The following is a 23567-nucleotide window of genomic DNA, read 5'->3' on the forward strand; positions in this document are numbered from 1 at the left end:
TTGCGCGAAAAGCAGAAGGGCGCCGAGGGCGCCCTTCTGTCGTGTTGCCTGGGCGACGGCCGACTCAGCCCTGCAACGGCGCCAGCGCGTCGTTGAAGGTCTTGCTCGGGCGCATGGCCTTGGTGATGAGCTCGACGTTCGCGTGGTAGTAACCCTTGATGTCGACGGCCTTGCCCTGCGCACCGTTGAGTTCGCCGATGATCTTGGCCTCGTTCTCGGTCAGCGCCTTGGCGATCGGCTCGAACTTTGCCTTGAGCTTGGCATCGTCGTTCTGCGCGGCGAGCGCCTGCGCCCAGTACATGGCGAGGTAGAAGTGGCTGCCACGGTTGTCGAGTTCACCGACCTTGCGTGCCGGCGATTTGTTGTTGTCGAGGATCTTGCCGTTCGCTTCGTCCAGCGTCTTGGCCAGCACGCGGGCATCGGCGTTGTCGTAGCGGTTGGCGAGATGTTCCAGCGAGGCGGCAATGGCGAGGAATTCGCCCAGCGAATCCCAGCGCAGATAGTCCTCTTCCACGAACTGCTGCACGTGCTTGGGCGCCGAACCGCCGGCACCGGTCTCGAACAGGCCGCCGCCGGCCATCAGCGGCACGATGGAGAGCATCTTGGCGCTGGTGCCCAGCTCCATGATCGGGAACAGGTCGGTGAGGTAATCGCGCAGCACGTTGCCGGTCACCGAGATGGTGTCCTGGCCCTTGCGGATGCGCTCGAGCGAGAATTTGGTGGCGTCGACCGGCGACAGCACGCGGATGTCGAGGCCCGACAGATCGTGATCCTTCAGGTAACGCTCGACCTTCTTGATCACCTGCGCATCATGCGCGCGGTTCGCATCGAGCCAGAACACGGCCGGCGTGTTGGACAGGCGTGCGCGCGAGACGGCGAGCTTCACCCAATCCTGGATCGGCGCGTCCTTGGTCTGGCACATGCGCCAGATGTCGCCCGCTTCCACCGGCTGCTCCAGCAGCACCTTGCCGGACTCGTCGATCACCTTCACCACGCCGTCGCCGGCGATCTTGAAGGTCTTGTCGTGCGAACCGTATTCCTCGGCGGCCTGCGCCATCAGGCCCACGTTGGGCACGCTGCCCATGGTGGCCGGATCGAACGCGCCGTTCGCCTTGCAGTCGTCGATGACGATGGCGTAGACACCGGCGTAGCTGCGATCGGGGATCACCGCCTTGGTGTCCTGCAGCTTGCCTTCGGTGTTCCACATCTTGCCGGAGTCGCGGATCATCGCCGGCATCGAGGCGTCGATGATGACGTCGCTGGGCACGTGCAGGTTGGTGATGCCCTTGTCCGAGTTGACCATGGCCAGCGCCGGGCGCTTGGCGTATTCGGCCTTGATGTCGGCGAGGATTTCGTCCTGCTTCGGCTGCGGCAATTGGCCGAGACGCGCGTACAGGTCGCCGATGCCGTTGTTCGGCTCGAAGCCCACGCTCTTCAACGTATCGGCGTGCTTGCCCAGCACGTCCTTGTAGAACTCGTTGACGGCGAAGCCGAACATGATCGGGTCGGAGACCTTCATCATGGTGGCCTTCAGATGCAGCGAGAACAGCACGCCCTGCTTCTTGGCGTCTTCGATCTGCGCGTCGATGAAGCGGGTCAGTGCCTTCTTGCTCATCACCGCGACGTCGATGATCTCGCCGTCCTTCAGCGCGGTCTTTTCCTTCAGCACCGTGCTGGTGCCGTCCTTGCCGAACCACTCGATCTTCACGCTGGTGGCTTTCTCGACGACCGTCGATTTCTCGCTGCCGTAGAAGTCGCCGCCGTCCATGTGCGACACGTGGGTCTTCGAATCCTTGCTCCACGCGCCCATCTTGTGCGGATGCTTGCGGGCGTAGTTCTTCACCGAGAGCGGGGCGCGGCGATCGGAGTTGCCTTCGCGCAGCACGGGGTTCACGGCGCTGCCCTTGACCTTGTCGTAGCGCGCCTTGACGTTCCACTCGCTGACGTCCTTGGGATCTTCCGGGTAGTCCGGCAGCGCATAGCCCTGGCTCTGCAGTTCCTTGATCGCGCTTTTCAGCTGCGGCATCGAGGCGCTGATGTTGGGGAGCTTGATGATGTTGGCGTCCGGCGTGGTCGCCAGTTGGCCGAGTTCGGTCAGATCGTCGGCGATCTTCTGGTTGTCCGGGAGGATGTCCGGGAACTGGGCGATGATGCGGCCGGCCAGCGAGATGTCGCGCGTTTCCACCTGGATGCCGGCGGTGGCGGTGAAGGCCTTGATGATCGGCAGCAGCGAATGCGTGGCCAGGTACGGGGCTTCGTCGGTGAGCGTGTAGATGATCTTTGGCGTGTTCGACATGGTCTGCTAGAGCCTCTCTTGCAACGGCAGTTCAGGATGGATGCACGCCACCGGCCCAGGGCCGCCTGGCGGGACACCCGCAGTTCTTGTGACGCCCGGCCTGGCTGAGCCAGTCGGACGATGCCCGCGAAATCTTCCCATTGTCGCGTTTTCACCGAAGCGGGAAAAGTTGCCAAGGGTCCGCGCCTCGCGGCACGAAGCCTTCAACCATGGGGACACTGGCCGGCGAAAACCAGTAGCCAGGCGCGACGTACGGTTACGTATGGCCGATTACCGACAAGAAAAGGGCGCGGCATCGCCGCGCCCTTCGTTTGCCTCACGGCCCGCAGCCTTACTTCACCGAGAAGTCCTTGCTCCCCGCGGGCTGTCCGTTCAACGAGATCTCCACCTTGTAGTTGCCCGCCGGCCAGCCGTCCGGCTTGCTGATCTGGAACGAGGTGGTGGCAGGGCCCGTCGGTGCGATGGACTTGCTGTCCTCCTTCACCGTCTGGCCGTCCTGGTAGGTCCATTTGGCGCCGATGGTCGCGGTGCCGCTGCCGCTGGTGCTCACTGCGGCATAGATCGGATCCATCGGGGTGAAGTTGCTGGTCGCGGTGGTGACCTTCTGGTCCGCACCGACGGCATTGCCCAGGTCGATGGAGGCAACGCTGACGGCTGCGGGGGCCGTAGGCGCTGCGGCTGCCGGCGGCGGGGTGGCGTCCGCGGCGGGCGTGGCGGCTTCTTCCTTCTTGCCGCAGGCGGCGAGGGCGAGGCTGGCTGCCAGCGCGAATACCATCACGGTGGAAATGCGGTTGAGCTTCATGCGTTGTCCTCCTCAGGCCTTGGCCGGAATCTTCAGGACCTGCCCCGGCTTGATCCGGTCAGGGTTGCTCAGCTGGTCGCGATTGGCATCGAAGATCTGCTGCCACGCATTGGCGTTTCCGTAGAAATGCTTGGCGATCTTGGACAGGTTGTCGCCGGACTGGACCGTGTAGGTCTCGGCGGGCGCGTCGGGAGCGGTCGAGACGACCTCGCTCTGCACGTTGCTGAAATCGGCCTTGGGTGCATCGGGCGCCGTGGATTGGACGGTGCTTTTGACGTTTGAGAAATCAGGCTTGTTCGTTTCGTTGCCCATCGAACGCTCCTCCATCCCAAAAGGAGCGACCAGTGTTACCGGCGGCAGGGTTAACGAGCTGTGATCGTAACGGCCGGTTTCAACGACTTTTCCGCTACCGCAGGGCGCCCATCACGACCGTGACAGCGCCTGCTGGGTGCGGTGGAAGGCTCGGCGGCGGGCGCGCCAGCTGCTCCAGCGATCGGACAGGCAGGAGAAAATGACATACAGCGCCGGCGTGCTCAGCAGGGTCAGGGATTGCGAGATCAGCAGGCCGCCGATCAACGCGATACCCAGCGGGCGGCGCAGGTCGGAGCCTTCGCCCAGGCCTACCGCGATGGGCACCGCGGCGAGAATGGCCACCATGGTGGTCATCATGATCGGACGGAAACGCACCATGCTCGCCTCGTAGGCGGCATCAGCCGGACTCAGCCCATGCTCGCGTCGGGACACCAGGGCGAAGTCGATCATCATGATCGCGTTCTTCTTGACGATGCCGATCAGCAACACGAGCGCGATCTGCGCGATCACCGACAGCTCGGTATCGGTGTACCACAGCGCCAGCAACGCGCCCACGCCCGCCGCCGGCAGCGTGGAAAGAATCGTCACCGGATGGATCAGGCTCTCGTACAACATGCCCAGCACGATGTAGACGGTGATGACCGCGCCGAGCAGCAGCCACAGCATGCCGCTCTGCGACTGCTGGAAGCGGCGGAAATCGCCGCCGATGTTGATGCGGATGTCGCCCGGCAGGCGCATCTGCGCACCGGTCTGCTGGATGATCTCCAACGCTTCGCCCATGCTCACACCGGGGGCGAGGTTGAAGCTCATGCTCATCACGGTGTACTGGTTCTCGTGCGAGATCTGGGTCGGCGCCAGGCCGGGTTCCTGGTGCGCGAACGCGGTGAGCGGCACCATCTTGCCGCTGTTGCTGGACACGTAGACCGAATTGATCGCAGCCGGCGTGGCCGTTTGATTCGGCAGCGCGTTCACCACCACTTTGTACTGGTTGAGATCGGAATAGATGGTGCTGATCTGGCGCTGGCCGAACGCGTTGTAGAGCGCGCCATCGATGGTGCCGATGCCCACGCCCAGGCGCGCCGCCTTGTCACGGTCGATCACGATGTTCTGCTGCAGGCCCGCGTCGTCCACGTCGCTGCCCACGTCCTTGAGCTTAGGGTTCTTCTTCAGCTCGGCGACCAGCTTGGGCAACCACAGCGTCAATTCCTGCGGGTCGTCGCCCTGCAACGACACCTGGTATTGCGCGCCCTGGCTGGTACCGCCACCGCCGAAGCTGGGCAGATCCTGGATCGGACGCAAGCGCACATTGAGATCGGGATAGCGCGCCGCCTTGGCGCTCAATCGTGCCAGCACGGCGAAGGTGTCGTCCTTGCGGCCCTGCGCGTGCGTCTTCAATTCGATGTCGAACGTGCCCGACGCGCCCTGGCGGCTGCTGCCCAGGCGCGAACCGACGCGCGCCACGTCGTGATCCTTCTTCAGCATGTCGATCAGGCGTTGCTGGCGGCTCACCGCATCCTGGAACGACACCGTGGCACCCGAGGTCGCACGTCCGCGGATAAGCCCCGTGTCCTGCTGCGGGAACAGGCCGGTCTTCACCTGGCTGAACAAGAAGATGGTGACGACGATCAACACCAGCGGCGTCAGCGAGAACGCCAGCGCGTGCTTGATCGAGAACTTCAGGCAGCGCGAATACACGCCCAGCATGCCGGCCTGGAAACCTTCCAGCGCCTTGCCGATGCGCGTGGTCGGCTTGTCCTGCTCATGGCCGCTGAGGAATTGCCCGCACAGCGAGGTGGTGAGGGTGAGCGAGACCAGCGCCGAGACGATGATCGCCGCCACCAGCGTGATGGTGAATTCCTTGAAGAACAGTCCCGTGATGCCGCTCATGAACAACAGCGGCAGGAACACCGCCACCAGCGAGGCGGTGATCGAGACGATGGTGAAGCCGATCTCCTTGGCGCCCGCCAGCGCAGCTTCCATGCGCGTCATGCCCTGGTCGATATGGCGCACGATGTTCTCGATCACCACGATCGCATCGTCCACCACGAAGCCGATGGCAATCACCAGCGCCAGCAGGGTGAGGTTGTTGAGGGTGAAGCCGAGCACGTACATCACCATCGCGGCACCGGCGAGCGACAGCGGCACCGCGGCGGTGGCGATCAGCGTGGGTGCGAGGCGGCGCAGGAACACCGCCATGGTCAGCATCACCATCAGCAGGCTGATCAGCAACGTGGCCTGCACTTCATGCAGCGACGCGCGGATGGTCGGCGTACCGTCGAAGTACGGCGTGAGCGTGGTGCCGGGCTGCAGGTAGTCGCGCAACAGCGGCACGGCGGCCTTCACGCGATCCACCGTGCCGATGATGTTGGCGGTCGACTGGCGATACACGTACATCAGGATCGCCGGCTTGCCCTGGAACCACGCGGCCTGATACGCGTCCTGCAAACCGTCGTACACCTTGGCCACGTCGGAGAGGCGCACCGGCGTACCGTTGTTGGAAGCGATCACCAGGTTGGCGAAGTCGGCCGCGCTGTGCAGCGAATCGTTGGCGGTCACCGCCATGGTGGTCTTGCCGTCGGACAGGAAGCCCTGCGGCGAGGTGACGTTGGCGGCGGTAAGCGCATTGCGCAGCTGGTCGGGCGACAGGCCCAGCGCATTGAGCTGGCGCAGGTTGACGTCGACGCGGATGGCCGGCGTCGCGGCACCGAGGATGTCCACTTCCGACACGCCGTCGAGCTGGCGGATGCGCTGCGCGAGCAGCGAATCGGCGATGTCGTAGAGCTCGCGTGCCGACTGCGTTTCCGAGGTGAGCGCGAACGCGATGATCGGATCGTCGTTGGGGTTGGCCTTCTGGTAGCTCGGTGGCGCGTTGAGGCCGCTGGGCAGGTCCGACTGCGCGGCATTGATCGCCGCCTGCACGTCGCGCGCCGCGGAGTCCAGGTTGCGCCCCGCCTCGAACATCAGGAACACCTGCGTGCTGCCCAGCGAACTGGACGAGCGCATGGTGTCGATGCCGGGCACCTGGCCGAGGTGGCGCTCCAGCGGCGCGGCCACGGTGGAGGCCATGGTGTTGGCGCTCGCGCCGGCCTGGCTGGCCTGCACGAAGATCACCGGGAACTGCATGTTCGGCAGCGCGGCCACGCCCAGCAGCACGTAGCAGATCAGGCCCACCGCGAAGACGCCCATGGCAAGCAGCGAGGTACCGATCGGGCGGCGAATGAAGGGGCCGGAAATGTTCATGCCGTCAGGAAGCCAGGAGCAACGCGCGGGGCGCGAAGGTATTCAAAGAAGCCGCGCGCCACTCAAGAGGCGCACGCACGAAGGTACGTATATACCGCACATTGACGCAAGAACGCATGACGGCCGGTTTGGTTGATGAGGTTTTGCGGCGCGCAGACCCTTTCCTCGCCATCATTTCCGATGATGGCGAGGCCAGGAGACGCGATGAAGAACAATTCGTCTCTTAGACGTCTAAATGCGTACCAGGTTCAGCGACTGCAGCTGCGCTTCCAGCGTGGCAATGGAATCCCACGGCAGGATTGGCGAGTTGCCGCGCTCGTCCGGCGGATTCTGCAACAGCCCGTCCGACCAACCGCCGCAACCCGTCAGCGGCAGCAACGGTCGATGATGCAGCCAGGCCAGGCACACTTCGGAGATCGTGCCGGCGCGGCCGCCAATCACTAGGCAGGCGTCGCCCGCCAATGCCATCAACAGGTTGCGCGCATCGCCCATGCCGCAGGGAATGACGACGCTGGCGGGCCAATCCTCGGCTGGCATCGCGTCGGCGGGAAGGATGCTCACGACCAGACCGCCTGCGTCGATGGCTCGCTGAGCGGCATGCCGCGTGGCCGGACTGCCGCAACCGCTGACCACGGTGATGCCTGATTTCGCCAACAACTCGCCGGCCTGACCAGCCAGCTCATACGCCTTCGAGCCCGGCTCGGCGCTACCCAATACGCAGACCTGCGGCTTTCTCGACATGCTCATGCCTTCTCTCCAGTGATGTGGAAGTCGGAAAATGAAAAGGGGCGCGCCATCATGGCGCGCCCCTCGGTCTTCGTGGCCGCCGACCCGGTACCGGCCGGATCGTGCCTGCTGCCATTACATGGCGCCCCGCGTTTCCGCGCGCAGCAGCGCACGGCGTTCGCGACGCACGCGCAGCCAATCGGAGAAGCGCTCCATGTACAAGTAGATCACCGGCGTGGTGTACAGCGTCACCAGCTGCGAGAGCAGCAGGCCGCCGACGATGGAGACGCCCAGCGGACGGCGCAGCTCCGCGCCGATGCCGTTGCCCAAGGCCAGCGGCAAGGCACCGAGCATGGCCGCGGCGGTGGTCATCATGATCGGGCGGAAACGCAGCAGACACGCGCGACGGATCGCCTCGTGCGGCTTCATGCCTTCGCGCTGCGCCTCGATCGCGAAGTCGATCATCATGATCGCGTTCTTCTTCACGATACCGATCAACAGCACGATGCCCACGATGCCGTCCACCGACAGGCTCATGTCGCACAGGATCAGCGCCAGCAACGCACCGACACCCGCCGGCGGCAGCGTGGAGATGATCGTCAGCGGGTGGATGTAGCTCTCGTACAACACGCCCAGCACGATGTAGATCACCACGATGGAAGCGATCAGCAACAGCACTTCGTTGGTCAGCGAGGTGGAGAACTCCGCCGCCTTGCCGATGAACTGCCCACGCACCTGCGGCGGGAAGTTGAGCTTCTGCTCGACACCGCGAATCGCCTCCACCGCCTCGGACAGCGAATAGCCCGGCGCGAGGTTGAACGACACGGTCACCGCCGGCAGCTGCTGCTGATGGCTGACCACCAGCGGCGCGGTGGTGACTTCGGCCGTGGCCAGCGAGGCCAGCGGAATGGTGCCGCCGCCGCCGATGATCACGCCGGTGTTGGCCACGCCCAGACCCGTGCTGGTGGACGAATTGCTCGAAGCGACCTGGCCGAACGCGGTGGCGTTGCTGCCGGTCAGTGCGCCGCTGCCGTTGCTCTTCACCGTTAGCTGGTTGAGCAGCGCGGTGCTGGAGCGGAACTGCGGCGCCACTTCGAGCACCACGCGGTACTGGTTGAGCTGGGTGAAGATGGTGGAGATCTGGCGCTGGCCGAACGAGTCGTACAGCGTGTCGTCGATGGTCTGCACCGGCACGCCGAGCCGGCTTGCCTTCTCGCGGTCGATGGTCAGCTTGAGCGAGCTGCCCTGGTCGGCGAGGTTGTTGTCCACGTCGGCCAGTTCGGGCAGTTCGCGCAGCGCCTGCGTCATCTGCGTGGCATAACCGGAAAGCTCGGTCGCGTTCACATCGGACATCGAGTACTGGTACTCGGTGGCCGACACGCGGCTATCCAGCGTGACGTCCTGCACCGGCTTGAGGTACAGCGCCACGCCCGGAATGCCGGCGGCTTCCTTCTGCAGGCGCGCCAGCACTTCGTCGAGGCCGTCGCGATCGCCGCGATCCTTCAGCACGATGCTGAGCTGGCCCTGGTTGAGCGTGGGATTGATCGAACCCGCACCGATGAACGCGGCCACGCCGGTCACCGCCTTGTCGCGGCGCAATGCATCGGCCACGGCCTTGGTGCGCACTTCCATCTGCGGGAACGCCACGTTCTGGTCGGCCTGCACCACGCCGGTGACCAGGCCCGTGTCCTGCTCGGGCAACAGGCCCTTGGGGATCACGATGTACAGGAACACGGTGAACACCACGGTGGCCGCGGCGATCAGCATGGTGAAACGCTGGTGGCCGAGCACCCAGTCGAGCGAACTCTCGTAGACGTTGACCAGGCGCGTCCACCAGGTCTTCTTGCCGGCGGCGGCGTGGCGCTCGTGCGCATCGTCGCCTTCGGGCAACGCATCGGGCTTGAGCAGGTAGGCGCACATCATCGGCGTCAGCGTCAACGACACCAGCATCGAGATGGCCACCGCGATGGTCAGCACCCAGGCGAATTCGTGGAATAGGCGGCCGGTGACGCCCGGCATCAGCAGCAGCGGCAGGAACACCGCGATCAGCGACACGGTCAGCGACAACACGGTGAAGCCGATTTCCCTTGCGCCGATCTCGGCGGCTTCCTTGCCGTCCTTGCCCTGTTCGATGTAGCGCACGATGTTCTCGATCATCACGATCGCATCGTCCACCACGAAGCCGGTGGCGACGGTAAGCGCCATCAGCGAGAGGTTGTCCAGCGACATGCCGGTGAAGGCCATCACGCCGAACGTGCCCATCAGCGACAGCGGCACCGCCACCGACGGAATGATGGTGGCCCACAGGCGCCGCAGGAACACGAAGATCACCGCCACCACCAGGAAGATGGTGAGGATCAGGGTGAACTGCACGTCCTCCACCGAGGCGCGGATGGTGATGGTGCGGTCGGCGAACACATCCAGATGGACGTCCGCCGGCAACACCGCCTGCAGCTGCGGCAGGATGCTGCGGATCTGCTCCACCGTCTGCACGATGTTGGCGCCCGGCTGGCGGCGGATGTCGAGCAGCACCGCCGGCTTGCCGTTGGCCCACGCCGCGAGCTGGTCGTTCTCCACGCCGTCGACCACGCTGGCGACGTCCGACAGGCGCACCGGCGCGTTGTTCTTGTACGCAATGATGGTGCTCTGGTACTCGGCCGCCGTGGAGAGCTGGTCGTTGGTACCGATGCTGTAGGACTGCGTGGCGCCGTTGAGCGTGCCCTTGGGCGCGTTCACGTTGGCCTCGGTAAGCGCGCTGCGCACGTCCTCCATGGTGAGGCCGAGGTTCGCCAGCTGCGACGGATTCACCTGCACGCGCACGGCCGGACGCACGTTGCCGGCAATCGACACCAGGCCCACGCCCTGCACCTGCGAGAGCTTCTGCGCCAGGATCGAGTCGGCGTAATTGTTTACGTCGCGCAGCGGCAGGCTGTCGGAGGTGAGCTTGAGCGTGATGATCGGCGCGTCGGCCGGATTCACGCGGTTGTAGACGGGCGGATACGGCAGCGTGCTCGGCAAGGTGCCGCGCGCCTGGTTGATGGCCGCCTGCACGTCCTGCGCCGCGATGTCGATGTCACGGTCCATCGCGAACTGCAGCACGATGGTCGAGAGACCCGCCGACGAATCGGAGGTCATCATCGAGAGGCCGGAGATCTGGCCGAAGTTGCGCTCCAGCGGCGTGGTGACCAGGGACGCCATGGTCGATGCGCTGGCGCCCGGGTACTGCGTGGTCACGACCAGGCTGGGCGCGTCGATTTCCGGCAGCGCCGACACCGGCAGCTCGCGGTAGCCGAGGATGCCGAGCAACAGCACCGCCACCATCAACAGCGAGGTGGCGATCGGTCGGCGAATGAAGAGTGTGGAGAAGCCCATGGGGTCAGCCGTCGATGTGTGTGGCGGGCGCCTGTCCTGCGGCGCCCCGTGTCGTTGATGGAGGGGTCGGGGACGAGTCGCGAGGGCGCAAGTTCATGCCTTTCTGCCCACTCGATGCGTGGCGAGCAGCCCGGTCGTCGCGCGCGCTCCACTCATCCCTCGTCCCTCGCCCTGCTCCAACCATCATCAGCCGCCGCGGCGACCGCCCTGGCGTCCCTGACCGTTCTTCTTGGCCTTGTCCACGTCGGCCGCGGTCGGCGCTGCCGGCACTTCGCCGGGCTTGAGCGCCTTGACCTTGCTGCCCGGCTTGAGGCGGAACTGGCCTTCGGTCACCACCAGATCGTTGAGCGCCAGGCCCGAACCGATCATCACGTGACTGTCGCCCACTTCGCCGGCCACCACGACCGGATTCATCTTGACCGTCTGGTCCTGCTGCACCAGGTACACATAGTCGCCATCCGGACCACGCTGCACCGCCTGCGCCGGGATCACCAGGCCGCCCTTCACCGTGCGGACCTTCAGGCGCGTGTTGACGAACTGGCCCGGCCACAACTCGCTCTTGGCGTTGTTGAACACCGAGCGCAGCTTGAAGGTGCCGGTGGTGGTGTCGATCTGGTTGTCGACCACATTGAGCGTGCCGTCGTCGGCAATGGTGTGCGCATCGGCGCGGTCCAGCGCCAGCACTTCCAGCGGATCGCCCGAAGCGGCCGCATTGCGCACCATCTCCAGGTTCTGCTCCGGCAGGGTGAACATCACGTAGATCGGATGGATCTGGGTGAGCGTGACCACGGCGGTGGTGGTGGTCACCACGTTGCCCGGGTCGACGTTGCGGATGCCGGCCACGCCATCGATCGGCGAGACGATGCGGGTGTAGTCGAGGTTGACCTTGGCCGCGCGCACGGCCGCCTTGTCGGCCGCCACCAGCCCGACCAGGTTGGCCACGTTGTTGCGGAAGGTGTCCATGTCCAGCTGGGCCACATAGCCCTTGGCCACCAGCGCATCGTTGCGCTTGAGCGTGCTCTGCGCGGTGTTGAGCTGGGCCTCGTCCTGCTGCTGCTTGGCCGTGGCCTGGTCATAGGCGGCCTGGAACGGACGCGGGTCGATCTGCGCCAGCAGGTCGCCCTTCTTCACTTCCTGGCCTTCCTTGAAATTGATGCTCAGCATCTGCCCGCTGATCTGCGGGTTGATGGTGACGGTGTTGAGCGCCTGCACGGTGCCCAGCGCGGTGAGGTAGACCGGCACGTCCTGCTTCACCACCGGCTCGACCGTGACCGGCACCGGCGGCGTGTCCTTGTCCTTATCCTTGTCCGACGCGTCGCCCTGGCCCTCACTCTTGTGCTGGCCGCGGTGCTGGCCCTGTGCGCCTTGCTCGGCGGCGGGCTTGTGCAGCAGACGGAAGCCGACGGCTCCCACCACGATCACGACCACAACGATCAGCGCGATCTTCCAAAAACGCGACATGAAAAACTCCCAGAATGAAAGACAGGTCACCCGACCCCACCGGTGCGCTCGCAAGCGCGCCTGCCCTATGTTGTCGAGTGAAAGGATAGGGTCAGATCAACGAAAATAGACAATGCCAGTTGACAGGGGTGGCCCATGACCGATGGCAGGGTTTTGAAGCGTATCGCGTCCAGATGACGAAAGTTGCATGAAATCAGGCGGTTTTCGGGCGCGACACGCTGTCCGCCCGTTCCGACTAAAACTTGCCGCGGCCTTCGTCTATACTCGGCTAATTGTTGCCTGAACCAAAGCTAATTTGGCCCTTTGTGGCTGTCCTTTGATCTGTCCATTGAATTGGAGTCATTGCGTGAGCGGTTCCATGACGAAATCCGACCAGAGCTTTATGCGCAGCTTTTCCATGCTGATCGCGGGCCTGAGTGTTCTGACCCTGTTGCTGATCGGCGGCGCCTGGTGGATCTACGACCACGAGCCGAAGGAAATAAATCCCCAGACCACCGCACAGACGCAGGCCCGCATCGCGCCGGCCGGTGCGGTGTATGCCGGCGACACCGGCCGCGCCGCCATGCAGGCCGCGCAGGAAGCCGCCGCCAAGGCCGCCGCCTCGCAGGTCGCCTACGGTGGCAGCACCGACGGCAAGACGATCTACGACAACCTCTGCCACGCCTGCCACACCGCCGGCGTCGCCGGTGCGCCGAAGCTGGGCGACAAGGCCAACTGGGGTCCGCGCGTGGCCGAAGGCATCGACACCCTGGTCAAGCATGCGATCGAGGGCTACAAGGGCCCGGATGGCAACATGATGCCGGCCAAGGGCGGCAACCCGGCGCTCACCGATGAGCAGGTGAAGGCCGCGGTGCACTGGATCGTGGATCAGGCGAAGTAAAAGGCGCTCGGCTAGGCTTGTTCGATACAGAAGCGTCGCCTGCGGGCGGCGCTTTTTTTGCCCGTCATTCCGGCGCAGGCCGGAATCCAGCGCCTCAGGTTCCGATCGTCGGGACATCGTTGATGAGATGTAGCGTGCCGCAACAACCGAGCACAGCGTCTCTGGATTCCGGCCTGCGCCGGAATGACGAGCTAGAAGCGTAGGCCTCAGCACGAGGACTGTTGCGGCTTTGACGCTACTTCAGCAGCCGAATCGGGCTCGTCTTGTACGCCGCGACCGCTTCGTCATTGGTCAGCAAGGTGATGCCTTCGACGGTCGCTTGCGCGATCAGCAGCCGGTCGAACGGGTCCTTGTGGTGGTCCGGCAGGGTGGCTACCGCCGCCGAATGCGCGCTGCTGATGGCCAGCTCGCTATAGCCGTTGTCCAGCAATCCCCGTCGAAACAGATGGGGGTCCACCTGGAAGTCCGGCCGCCCGAGCGCGTTCTTGATGGCCACTTCCCACACGCTGGCCGCACTGAACAGCAGCTGGTTGTCCTCGTCCTCGAGCAGGACGCGCGCCTTGTGCGAGAGCGACGCCCTGGACTTCCTGTCCTCGCCAGCGATCGACGCCCACAGCAACAAGTGCGTATCGAGCAGGAGCTTCATTCGTCGCCGCCGAACATGGCGGCGATCTCGTCGTTGCCCAGTTCGTTGAACGCCTTGGCATCGGGCACGATCACCTGGCCGGTCAGGAAGCCGATGCGCTTTTGCTTGGCCGGTGCGATGGTGTCTATGGGAACGATCCGGGCGACCGGCTTGCCGGCTTTGGCAATCACCACCGATTCGCCCCGGGTGGCTTTCTCCACCAGCCGGGATAAGTTGGTCTTGGCTTCGTGCATGTTCACGGTCGTGGCCATGGGGGACTCGCATTTAGCTTAGCTAGACGGGCTTAGCTTATCACGTAGTCCCTTTGCTCACGTTCGCGTCAACCCACTCCTTCGCAAACCCTTGCAACTGCGGGAAAAACACCTCGAAATGCGCCTGCAGCGGACGCTCGATCGAAGCGAGCACGGGCATCGCCTCGCCCACCGGATTAGCGCGGCTGAGGCGATGGGAAATGCCGTCGAAGGCGGCGGACATTTCCTCGGGACGCGCGTAGCCAGCCGGCAACGCGTGCGCTTCCATGTAATGGCGAAAACGCAGCAAGCCGGGCGGCAGCAGCGACTCGTAGCGATGCAGCAGATGGCGCACGTCCAGCGAATAGGCCTCCAGCGGTTGCTCACTCCAACGCGGGAAATCGCGGGCCAGCAGGTGGTCGAACCACATATCCAGCAGGATGCCGCCGTAGCGGCGGAACGGCGGCGGCAGCAGTGCGCGTGCGTCGGCCACCACCGGATGGCTGTCGGTATAGACGTCGATGGCGCGATGCAGGCGGATGCCCGTGATCACGCCCGCAGGCAAGGCCGGATCGGGCTGGCCATGGACGAAATCGCCCATGAAGCCGCCCAGCCGCAAGAAGTCGTCGTCACCGGCCAGCAACGTGTGCGCAAGATGATTCATGCCGTTCTGCCCGAACGCCGGGGGCACGCGGCGGTTATCATCTTGCTTATGAACCCCGTGATCATCCCCACCCCACCCGACCGTTTTCCGGAGCAGGCCTCCAGCTTCGCGCTGGAAGGGCCCGCCGGCAAGCTCGAATCCGTTAGCGACGTGGCCGTGCCCGAAGAGGCCCGCCGCGGCACCGCCATCATCTGCCATCCGCACCCGCTGCAGGGCGGCACCATGCACAACAAGGTGGTGACGATGGTCGAGCGTTCGCTGCGCGAGTCGGGGCTGGATACGGTGCGCTTCAACTTCCGCGGCACCGGCGAATCGGAAGGGACCTACGACCACGGCAACGGCGAAGGCGACGATCTGGCCGCCGTGGCCGCCTGGGTGCGCCGGGTTCGTCCGCACGATGCGCTATGGCTGGCCGGTTTCTCCTTCGGCAGCTACGTCTCGATCCGCAACGCGGTGCGCCTGCGCGCCGATGCGCTGGTCAGCATCGCGCCGCCGGCCGGCCGCTGGCCGTTCGAGGAGATCGAACTGCCCACCTGTCCCTGGCTGATCGTGCAGGGCGAGGAAGACGAAGTGGTCGAGCCGCAGGCCGTGTTCGACTGGATCGACGGCATGGAGCACAAGCCCGAACTGGTACGCATGCCCGAAACCAGTCATTTCTTTCATCGCCGCCTGATGGACCTGCGCGGCGCCATCAAGCACGCCGTGCAGCCCTGGCTGCCACCGCTGCGTCAGGATTGATGCCGCTCGACCTCCCCCCGATCCGATGCCCCGCTTCCCCACGGGGCATCTGCAGAGTCCGCCGTACCCATGAGTAACCCCGCTCCTCTCGCGCCCAGTGCGCGTTATCACGAAGGCGTCAGCGCGCACCGCTGGGAAGCCGACCCGGCCCAGCAGGCATTGTTGCCGGAATTCGACCGCATGCATGCGGCCCTGATCGAGGCCACGGCCAACGGCAATGGCAACGGCCTGTTTGGACGTCTGAAATCCCTGCTCGGCAACGACCTGCGCGAAGGTGTGCAGGGCCTGTACCTGTGGGGCAGCGTGGGCCGCGGCAAGACCTTTCTGATGGACATGTTCGTGGCCAGCCTGCCGCAGGGCATGGCCTTGCGCCGCCACTACCACCGCTTCATGGGCGAAGTGCACGAGCAGTTGCGCGAACTGGGCGAGCGCCAGGACCCGCTGATCGAAGTGGCGGCCAACATCGCCTCGCGCTGCCGCGTGGTTTGCCTGGACGAATTCCTGGTCAACGACATCGGCGATGCGATGATCCTGGGCACGCTGCTGCAGTCGCTGTTCGAACGCGGCGTGACGCTGGTGACCACCTCCAACACGGCGCCGGAGAATCTCTACAAGGACGGCCTGCAGCGTGCGCGCTTCCTGCCGGCCATCGCGCTGATCGAGAAGCACTGCCGCGTGGTGCAGATGATCTCCTCGCACGACTGGCGCCTGCGCGCACTCACGCAGGCGGCGGTCTACCAGACGCCACCCGGGCCGGAGGCGGAACGTGCGCTGTCCCGCATTTTCACCACGCAAGCCGAAGGCGCGGTGCAGGATGGCGGCGAGATGATCATCAACGAGCGCGCCATTCCGGTGCGCAAGCGCGCCCGCAACATCTTCTGGTTCGACTTCGCCGCGTTGTGCGAGGGCCCGCGCGCGGTGGCCGACTACATCGCGCTGGCCAAGGCGGGACCGGCGGTGATCGTCTCCAACGTGCCGCAGTTCACCATCTACACCGACGATGCCGCACGCCGCTTCGTGCAGTTGGTCGACGAGTTCTACGACCGCCGCGTGAAGCTGATCCTTTCCGCCGCCGCGCCGATCACCGAGCTGTACGACGGCGAACGGCTGCGCGCGGAATTCGGCCGCACCGAATCGCGCCTGATCGAGATGCAGAGCGAGGAATACCTCGCCAGCGAGCATCTGCCCTGAAGGCTGCGAATGACCCTGTGCGCGACTGCAACGACGAGACGCCTGTCGCGCGCAGGGTGCGCTCCCACAGGAGACACTGTTAACGTGCCTTCAGTCCACCGACTGGAACTGCCATGCCCTTCCTGCTCGCCATCGCCCTGCAACTGAGCCCCGACGCCGGCGCGGATTTCCACGTGCGCGTCACCCAGGCCAAGCTGGCCGAAGGCGCGGTCACCGGGCCGGCCTACCAGAAGCAGATGTGGGAACGCATCGGCAACGCCACCACCGACGCGTACAAGGCCTGCCTGGCAAGCACCCAGCCGGCGGACAAATCGCCCTTCACGCTGGTGGCGGAGGTGGCCGCCGATGGTCGTCTCAGCCGCATCGCCGTGCAGCCGCAGACGGCGGTGGCGCAATGCATGGCCAGCCATTTCACCAGCTGGATGCTGCCCGCGCCACCGGCCAAGCCGGCGCCTTATCCGATCGAAGTGGACTTCAGCATCAAGCAGTGAGTGCGGTGTGACGCCGTCGCGGCGCAGAAAATTACGTCGCACCGCTCTACAGCTCAATGACAGATTGCGATTCGCGGAGAGGCTGGAGTAGCCTCGCCCAGGTATCGGGACGCCGGTCCTGAGGGGGCATTACGCGATGCGCACGACCACGGAATTGGGTCCGGGGCAGCTCGCGGCCGGGCATCGGGAAACACCGCCTGCCGTTGGCCCGTCCCCGGAGCATGTCGCCACGGCGGAAAATTTTGCGGTGCCCGGCTTCGACGCCGTGGTGCGCCTGCTCACGCGTTCGCTGGGCGTGCCGCTGGTGGCGCTGGTGCTCAACAGCGGCGCGGCCTATTGGTTCGCCGACGGCAACGAACTGCCGGCCGATGGCCCGCGCTCGTTGCATCCATTGTTCCTGCAGGCCGCTCGCAGCCTCGCCTCGCACGTCGTGCTCGATGCGCTGATCGACGATCGCCTGCGCGACGCGGCGTTGCCGTTGACGGCCGGGCCCGGTCCGATCCGTTTCTTCGCCAGCGAACCGGTGTGCACGCTCACCGGCCAGCACATCGGTGCGCTGTGCGTGATGGATCCGCAACCGCGCGCCGAATTGAGCGAGAGCGAACAGTCGGCGTTGCGCGATGCCGCCTCGCTGATCGGCACCGGCGTGGTCCTGCGCAGCTACCTCGGGCGCACCGATCCGATCACCCAGCTGCCCCACCGCTACGCCTTCTTCGACGACTTGCGCAAACACCTGCAGGAAGGCGTGCCGCACGCCTGGGTGATCGCCGTCGACGTGGCGCCGGTGCAGCGCTTCAACGCGTTCATCCGCGCCATGGGCCACGCCTATGCGGACGAACTGATGCGCGCCGTCGCCGCACGCACGCTTGAATGGGTGCCGCCGGAGACACGCTTGTATCAGGTCGGTGCAACGCGCTTTGCCGCCGTACTGCCCGATCACCACCTGCTCGACGACACCACGCGGCTGGACGACCTGGTGGCCCGGCTGCGCCGGCCGTTCGATTGCCTCGGCATTCCGTTGACCATCCAGCCGGGCGTCGGCTTGTTGAAGATCAACGCCAGCGAGTTGCGCGGCGGCGATCCCTTGCGGCTGGTGATGAACGCCTCATTCGCCGCGCAACAGAGTCCGCGCGGCTGGGCGGTGTACAACCGCATGCAGGACGAACAGCAGCGGCAGGAATTCCTGCTGGTGACCGAACTGGCCGCCGCGCTCAACGATCGCACCGAACTCGACCTGCACTACCAGCCTCGCGTCGACCTGGACACCGGCCGCTGCGTGGCGCTCGAAGCATTGGCGCGCTGGCATCACCCGACCCTGGGCAATATTCCGCCGGCACATTTCGTGGCGTTGGCCGAACGTGCCGGCCTGATGCACTCGCTCACGCAATGGGTGATGGAGCACAGCATCGCGCAGCTCGCGACATGGCACCGCGACGGTCACGACATCAAGTTGTCGCTGAATGTTTCCAGCAGCGACCTGGATGCCGATCTGGTCGGCCGCCTGCGCGACGTCGCCGAACGCCACAAGATCGGACTCGATTCGCTGGAGCTGGAGTTCACCGAAAGCACGCTGATGGAACACAGCGCGGTGACGCGGCGGCATCTCACCGCCATCCGCCAGCTCGGCGCCGGCATCGCCATCGACGACTTCGGCACCGGCTACAGCAACCTGGCCGCGTTGCGGCAGATGCCGGCCACCAGTCTGAAGATCGACCAGTCCTTCGTGCGCGGCATGGGCACCAGCCCGCACGACGAGGCCATCGTACGCTCGGTGGCCCAGCTCGCCCGCAACATGGGTTTCCGGGTGGTGGTGGAGGGCGTGGAGACGTCGAGCATCTACGAGAGCGTGCTCGGCATGGCCTGCGACGAGGCCCAGGGCTTCCACATCGCCCATCCGATGCACGCCCGCGACGTGCCCGCATGGCTCGCCGCGCACCAGGGCATGCCCTCGCGCCGCGCGGTGCGCTGGAGCGAATGACGCCCCACCTGTGGGAGCGCACTTGTGCGCGACCGCGGAGCAACGGCGTTTCTCGGTCCTGTCGAAGAGCGTCGCGCACAAGTGCGCTCCCACAGGAGTTCGCTGAGCGTCAGCTTGCTGCCAACCCAAGTTCCTCGGCCATCGCCTCGCGCATCAGGTACTTCTGCACCTTGCCCGTCACCGTCATCGGGAAAGCATCGACGAAACGCACATAGTGCGGCACCTTGAAGTACGCCAGGTGATGGCGGCAGTAGCTCTGGATCTCCGCCTCGCTGGATTCGCAGCCTTCGCGCAGGCGCACCCACGCGCACACCTGCTCGCCGAACTTGTCGTCCGGCACGCCGAACACCTGCACGTCGAGCACCTTGGGATGGGTGTAGAGGAATTCCTCGATCTCGCGCGGATACACGTTCTCGCCGCCGCGGATGATCATGTCCTTCAGGCGCCCGACGATGGTGCAGTAGCCGTCGTCGTCGATCACCGCCAGATCGCCGGTATGCATCCAGCGCGCCTCGTCGATGGCTTCGCGCGTGCGTTCCTCGTCTTCCCAGTAGCCGAGCATCACCGAATAGCCACGCGTGCACAGCTCGCCGGGCGTGCCGCGCGGCACGATGCGGCCACGCTCGTCCACCAGCTTCACTTCCACGTGTGGATGGATGCGGCCCACGCTGTCCACCCGGCGCGCCAGCGGATCGTGCGTGGTCGACTGGAAACTCACCGGGCTGGTTTCCGTCATGCCGTAGGCGATGGTGACTTCGCGCATGTGCATCTCGCTGACCACACGGCGCATCACCTCGATCGGACAGGGTGAGCCGGCCATGATGCCGGTGCGCAGCGAGCTGAGATCGAAACGGGAAAATTCGGGATGTTCCAGTTCCGCGATGAACATCGTCGGCACGCCGTGCAGTCCGGTACAACGTTCCTCCTGCACGGCTTCCAGCGTGGCGAGCACGTCGAAGCCCTCGCCCGGGATCACCATGCACGCGCCGTGCGTGACGCAGGCGAGATTGCCCAGCACCATGCCGAAGCAGTGATAGAACGGCACCGGGATGCACAGGCGATCGTGCTCGGTAAGGCGCATCGCTTCGCCGATGAAGAAACCGTTGTTGACGATGTTGTGATGCGTGAGCGTGGCACCCTTCGGTGCCCCGGTCGTGCCCGAAGTGAACTGGATATTCACCGGATCGTCGAAACCGAGCTCGCTTTCCACGGCACGCATCTGGGCCATGGCGTGTTCATCGGCACGCGTCGCCAGCTCGCGCCAGCTTCGCGTGCCGGGCGCCGCTTCGGTATCCAGCAGGATCACCTCGCGCAGCGACGGCAGGCGTTCCGCCTGCAACGCACCCACCTCGGCCACGGCCAGCTCCGGCGCCAGCTCCATCAGCATGTTCAAGTAATGCGAGGCCTTGAAGCGGCGAGGCAGCACCAGGGCGCGGCAGCGCACCTTGTTCAGTGCGTACTCCAGTTCGTGCACGCGGTAGGCGGGATTGATGTTGACCAGGATCACGCCGAGCTTCGGCGCCGCGAACTGCAACACCACCCACTCGTAGCGGTTCGGCGCCCAGATGGCGATGCGGTCGCCCCGCTGCAACCCCAGCGAGAGCAGTCCGGCGGCGACGCGTTCGACTTCTGCATGGAACTGCCGGTAGTCGAGCCGGATGCCCTGGGAACGCACCACCAGCGCGGGCCGATCCGGATGCGTTGCCGCGATGCGGTCCAGCAAGGTGCCCACGGTATCGCCGAGCAGCGGTTGCGCACTGACACCATGGACGTAGCTGGCAGCAGGCATGAAGGCGCTCCGTGGTCGGGAAACGAGCATAACACCGCCCCTCGCGGTCTTTTGTGGAAGCGCACTTGTGCGCGACCGCGGAGTTCCGGTGCTCCTCGGTTAGGTGGAAAACATCGCGCACAAGAGGCGCCCCCACAGGAAACCGGCGAAGCATCGCGCTAGGATCGGGTCTCCTTTCGCGGAGACACCCCATGCGCCTGACCTTGCTCGCCCTGGCCGTCGCCACCGTCGTTGCCGGCACCGCCCACGCCGCCGATACCGCCCAACTCGTGCAAGGCGAACTGCCGCAGGTCACCGCGTGGCGTCGCGACATTCACCAGCATCCGGAATTGAGCAATCGCGAAACGCGAACGTCCGCGCTGGTCGCGGCACAACTGAAGAAGCTGGGATTGGAAGTGCACACGGGCATCGCGCATACCGGCGTGATCGCCATCCTCAAAGGCGGCAAGCCGGGTCCCAAACTCGCCATTCGCGCCGACATGGATGCGCTGCCGGTGACGGAGGACGTGGACGTTCCATTCGCATCGAAGGCCAAGGGCGAATACCGCGGCAAGCAGGTCGGCGTGATGCATGCCTGCGGCCACGACGCCCACACCTCGATGTTGCTTGGACTGGCCACGGTGCTCGCCGGCATGAAGAAGGACCTGCCGGGCGAAGTGATGTTCGTGTTCCAGCCGGCCGAAGAAGGCGCGCCTCCGGGCGAGCAAGGCGGCGCCTCGTTGATGCTCAAGGACGGCGTGTTCCGCGACTTCAAGCCCGATGCGATGTTCGGCATGCACGTGGTCAGCTCGCTCAACGTCGGCACCGTCGGCGTGCGCTCCGGCCCGGCGATGGCGGGCTCGGACTGGTTCAAGATGGTGGTGCATGGCAAGCAGACGCATGGCGCGATGCCGTGGAACGGCGTCGATCCCGTGGTCACCTCGGCGGAAATCATCAGCACGGCGCAGACCATCGTCAGCCGCAAGCTCAATATCGGCGACTATCCCGCCGTGCTCAGCTTCGGCATCGTGGAAGGCGGCGCGCGCTACAACATCGTGCCGGACCAGGTGGAGATGCAAGGCACGCTGCGCACCTTCGATGCCGGCATGCGCCAGCAGGCCATCGACAACCTCAAGGGCATCGCCGAACACGTCGCGGCGGCCAACGGCGCGACGGTGGAAACGCAGATTCCCGTGGGCGACAGCAACCCGGTGCTGATCAACAACCCGGCGCTCACCGCACGGGTGCGCGACAGCATCGGCAAGGCCATCGGCAGCGAGCACGTGATCGAGGCGAAGCCGTGGATGGCCTCGGAGGACTTCGCCTATTTCGCCAACGAGGTACCCAGCGTGTATTTCTGGGTCGGCTCCACGCCGGCCGGACAGGACGCGCTCAAGGCACCCGCCAACCACTCGCCAAAGTTCTTCATGGACGAGGGCGCGTTGAAGATCGGCATGGAGTCGATGCTGCAGGCCACGCTCGATTACCTCAACGCGCCCCGCTCCTGACCGGATCGGGGCGTCCCCCGATGCACGTTACGGCGTAGCTCACTGCACGCCGTAACTGCCCAGCACGATGGGCATCTTGCCGCCGAGAAATTCCACCCGGGCCGGAACCCCTGTCACATGATGGTGTTCGCGCGCCAGCCGGCGTGCGAGCTGGATCGCCATCGCGGGACACAATTGGCTGCGTACCAGCTGCTGGCCCATGGTGATGCACCACTGCCGGCCTTCGCGCTGACAGATCGAATAAACGGATTTCATCACACGATCCTCCTGCTCCTGTGGTGGCACGCCTGGCGTGCCGCTTCCCTCGATGCGTGCGCCGAAAGCGAACCTGTCGTAGTCGGCACCGTGGCGGCGGTCGGCGCTAGGGGGGCGCGCCGTAGAGGGTCACCGGTCCATGTATCCGCCACGATGCCGACTGCGACAGGCTCGTCGACGCACATCTACGTTCTTGCCGTCCCCTTCAATTCCACGCGGCGATTGGGCGCCAGGCATTCGATCAGCCGCGCACGCTGCTTGTCGTTGCACTGGACGACCGGATCGGCGGGGCCGCGTCCGCTCACCTGCATCGCGGCAGGCGATACACCGTGTGCCACCAGGTAGTCGCGCACCGCTTCCGCGCGCCGTTGCGACAACGCGAGGTTGTAGCGCTCGCTGCCGATGCGGTCGGTGTAGCCGGTGATCATGATGTCCTGGATGTGGCTGGCTTCCTGCACGCGCGACAACAGCTGGTCGAGGTTGGCGCTGCCTTCGGCGGTGAGCGTGGCGCTGTCGAAACCGAACATGGCGTCGGACGACAGCGTGAGCGCCATCATTGGTGCCGCCGCGGGCGCGGGGGACGGTGGCGGCGGCGGCGGCGCAAGCAGGTTCTTGCACGAGTCCGGCTTCCAATAGAACGCCCGGGCGAGATGGTTCTTGTCGAACTGCACCTGGAACTGGCACTTGATCGTGCCGCCATCGGTTTCGCGGAACGCGAAGATGTAGTTCCAGCGGCGCACGCCGAACACGCCTTCGCTGAAATGCGGAGCGCCCAGCAGATCGTAGAGTTGATGCTTGGTCATGCCCGGCGCGAGCTTGCGCAGGTTCTCCACGTTGACGAACACGCCTTCGGGCATGGTGGCGCGCGCGGGATCGGGAAAGTCCACTCCCGCCTCCGCCGTCTGCGCATGGCTCGGTATGGTTCCGCTGATGGCCATCGCCACGGCTGCGGCCAACAGGGCCTGCAGCAGTCGCGATCTGTAGATGGTCTTTCGCATGACGATTCCCC

19 protein-coding genes are annotated in these 23567 nt (G+C 65.3%); 6 read left to right on the top strand and 13 right to left on the bottom strand.

Annotated features, from left to right (window positions below; all coding sequences use genetic code 11):
- Positions 1 to 64 precede the first annotated feature (64 nt).
- The 7 genes from ACN9MB_RS21070 to ACN9MB_RS21100 form a co-directional block, all read right to left on the bottom strand.
- Positions 65 to 2296 (bottom strand): NADP-dependent isocitrate dehydrogenase, encoded by a 2232-nt coding sequence (locus tag ACN9MB_RS21070; RefSeq protein WP_426270191.1) that lies wholly within the window; start codon positions 2294 to 2296, stop codon positions 65 to 67.
- Between the two features lie 331 nt (positions 2297 to 2627).
- Entirely contained in the window at positions 2628 to 3098 is a 471-nt protein-coding gene (locus tag ACN9MB_RS21075; RefSeq protein WP_426270192.1) for a hypothetical protein, read from the bottom strand.
- A 12-nt stretch (positions 3099 to 3110) separates the two neighbouring features.
- Positions 3111 to 3410 (bottom strand): LysM peptidoglycan-binding domain-containing protein, encoded by a 300-nt coding sequence (locus tag ACN9MB_RS21080; RefSeq protein WP_204638158.1) that lies wholly within the window; start codon positions 3408 to 3410, stop codon positions 3111 to 3113.
- 111 nt (positions 3411 to 3521) lie between these two features.
- Positions 3522 to 6650 (bottom strand): efflux RND transporter permease subunit, encoded by a 3129-nt coding sequence (locus tag ACN9MB_RS21085; RefSeq protein ID WP_204638157.1) that lies wholly within the window; start codon positions 6648 to 6650, stop codon positions 3522 to 3524.
- 231 nt (positions 6651 to 6881) lie between these two features.
- Complete coding sequence (locus ACN9MB_RS21090; protein WP_426270193.1) at positions 6882 to 7397, bottom strand: Rossmann fold nucleotide-binding protein; 516 nt, start codon at positions 7395 to 7397, stop codon at positions 6882 to 6884.
- A gap of 114 nt (positions 7398 to 7511) precedes the next feature.
- Complete coding sequence (locus ACN9MB_RS21095; protein ID WP_426270194.1) at positions 7512 to 10748, bottom strand: efflux RND transporter permease subunit; 3237 nt, start codon at positions 10746 to 10748, stop codon at positions 7512 to 7514.
- 186 nt (positions 10749 to 10934) lie between these two features.
- Positions 10935 to 12209, bottom strand: coding sequence for an efflux RND transporter periplasmic adaptor subunit (locus ACN9MB_RS21100; protein WP_426270195.1), 1275 nt, complete (start codon positions 12207 to 12209; stop codon positions 10935 to 10937).
- A gap of 358 nt (positions 12210 to 12567) precedes the next feature.
- Between ACN9MB_RS21100 and ACN9MB_RS21105 the strand changes: the two genes are divergently transcribed.
- Entirely contained in the window at positions 12568 to 13089 is a 522-nt protein-coding gene (locus ACN9MB_RS21105; RefSeq protein WP_204638154.1) for a c-type cytochrome, read from the top strand.
- A gap of 235 nt (positions 13090 to 13324) precedes the next feature.
- On the opposite strand, the gene ACN9MB_RS21110 is transcribed toward ACN9MB_RS21105, so the two are convergent.
- Genes ACN9MB_RS21110 through ACN9MB_RS21120 form a run of 3 tightly spaced genes read right to left on the bottom strand, consistent with a single transcriptional unit; the run spans position 13325 to position 14629 of the window.
- Positions 13325 to 13735, bottom strand: a complete 411-nt coding sequence (locus ACN9MB_RS21110) for a type II toxin-antitoxin system VapC family toxin (protein WP_426270196.1) — start codon at positions 13733 to 13735, stop codon at positions 13325 to 13327.
- A complete protein-coding gene (locus tag ACN9MB_RS21115) occupies positions 13732 to 13968 on the bottom strand; it encodes a type II toxin-antitoxin system Phd/YefM family antitoxin (protein ID WP_426270197.1) in 237 nt (78 codons plus the stop codon). The genes ACN9MB_RS21110 and ACN9MB_RS21115 overlap by 4 nt, the downstream gene beginning before the upstream one ends.
- 58 nt (positions 13969 to 14026) lie before the next feature.
- The gene (locus ACN9MB_RS21120) at positions 14027 to 14629 is read right to left on the bottom strand and encodes an ACP phosphodiesterase (RefSeq protein WP_426270198.1); all 603 of its coding nucleotides are present in this window, start codon (positions 14627 to 14629) and stop codon (positions 14027 to 14029) included.
- 48 nt (positions 14630 to 14677) lie between these two features.
- Between ACN9MB_RS21120 and ACN9MB_RS21125 the strand changes: the two genes are divergently transcribed.
- The 4 genes from ACN9MB_RS21125 to ACN9MB_RS21140 all read left to right on the top strand — a co-directional run bounded on the left by ACN9MB_RS21125 (position 14678) and on the right by ACN9MB_RS21140 (position 19027).
- Complete coding sequence (locus ACN9MB_RS21125) at positions 14678 to 15367, top strand: alpha/beta hydrolase (protein WP_426270199.1); 690 nt, start codon at positions 14678 to 14680, stop codon at positions 15365 to 15367.
- A 69-nt stretch (positions 15368 to 15436) separates the two neighbouring features.
- Positions 15437 to 16558 (top strand): cell division protein ZapE, encoded by a 1122-nt coding sequence (gene zapE, locus ACN9MB_RS21130; protein ID WP_426270200.1) that lies wholly within the window; start codon positions 15437 to 15439, stop codon positions 16556 to 16558.
- 113 nt (positions 16559 to 16671) lie between these two features.
- Complete coding sequence (locus ACN9MB_RS21135; RefSeq protein WP_426270201.1) at positions 16672 to 17049, top strand: peptidase C13; 378 nt, start codon at positions 16672 to 16674, stop codon at positions 17047 to 17049.
- A gap of 136 nt (positions 17050 to 17185) precedes the next feature.
- Positions 17186 to 19027 (top strand): sensor domain-containing phosphodiesterase, encoded by a 1842-nt coding sequence (locus ACN9MB_RS21140; RefSeq protein ID WP_204638147.1) that lies wholly within the window; start codon positions 17186 to 17188, stop codon positions 19025 to 19027.
- A gap of 109 nt (positions 19028 to 19136) precedes the next feature.
- On the opposite strand, the gene ACN9MB_RS21145 is transcribed toward ACN9MB_RS21140, so the two are convergent.
- On the bottom strand, positions 19137 to 20816 hold the full coding sequence (locus tag ACN9MB_RS21145; protein ID WP_426270202.1) for an AMP-binding protein: 1680 nt from the start codon (positions 20814 to 20816) through the stop codon (positions 19137 to 19139).
- A 191-nt stretch (positions 20817 to 21007) separates the two neighbouring features.
- Here ACN9MB_RS21145 and ACN9MB_RS21150 point away from each other — a divergent pair, with 191 nt between their 5' ends.
- On the top strand, positions 21008 to 22303 hold the full coding sequence (locus ACN9MB_RS21150) for an amidohydrolase (protein WP_426270203.1): 1296 nt from the start codon (positions 21008 to 21010) through the stop codon (positions 22301 to 22303).
- A 39-nt stretch (positions 22304 to 22342) separates the two neighbouring features.
- On the opposite strand, the gene ACN9MB_RS21155 is transcribed toward ACN9MB_RS21150, so the two are convergent.
- Both ACN9MB_RS21155 and ACN9MB_RS21160 read right to left on the bottom strand, forming a co-directional pair.
- Positions 22343 to 22558 carry a hypothetical protein gene (locus ACN9MB_RS21155; RefSeq protein ID WP_204638144.1) on the bottom strand — a complete coding sequence of 72 codons (216 nt, stop codon included), beginning with the start codon at positions 22556 to 22558 and terminating at the stop codon, positions 22343 to 22345.
- A 185-nt stretch (positions 22559 to 22743) separates the two neighbouring features.
- Positions 22744 to 23556, bottom strand: coding sequence for an OmpA family protein (locus ACN9MB_RS21160; RefSeq protein ID WP_426270204.1), 813 nt, complete (start codon positions 23554 to 23556; stop codon positions 22744 to 22746).
- Positions 23557 to 23567: the final 11 nt, after the last annotated feature.

Origin of the sequence: Dyella kyungheensis (assembly GCF_049913195.1) — a bacterium.
Lineage (GTDB): Bacteria > Pseudomonadota > Gammaproteobacteria > Xanthomonadales > Rhodanobacteraceae > Dyella > Dyella kyungheensis.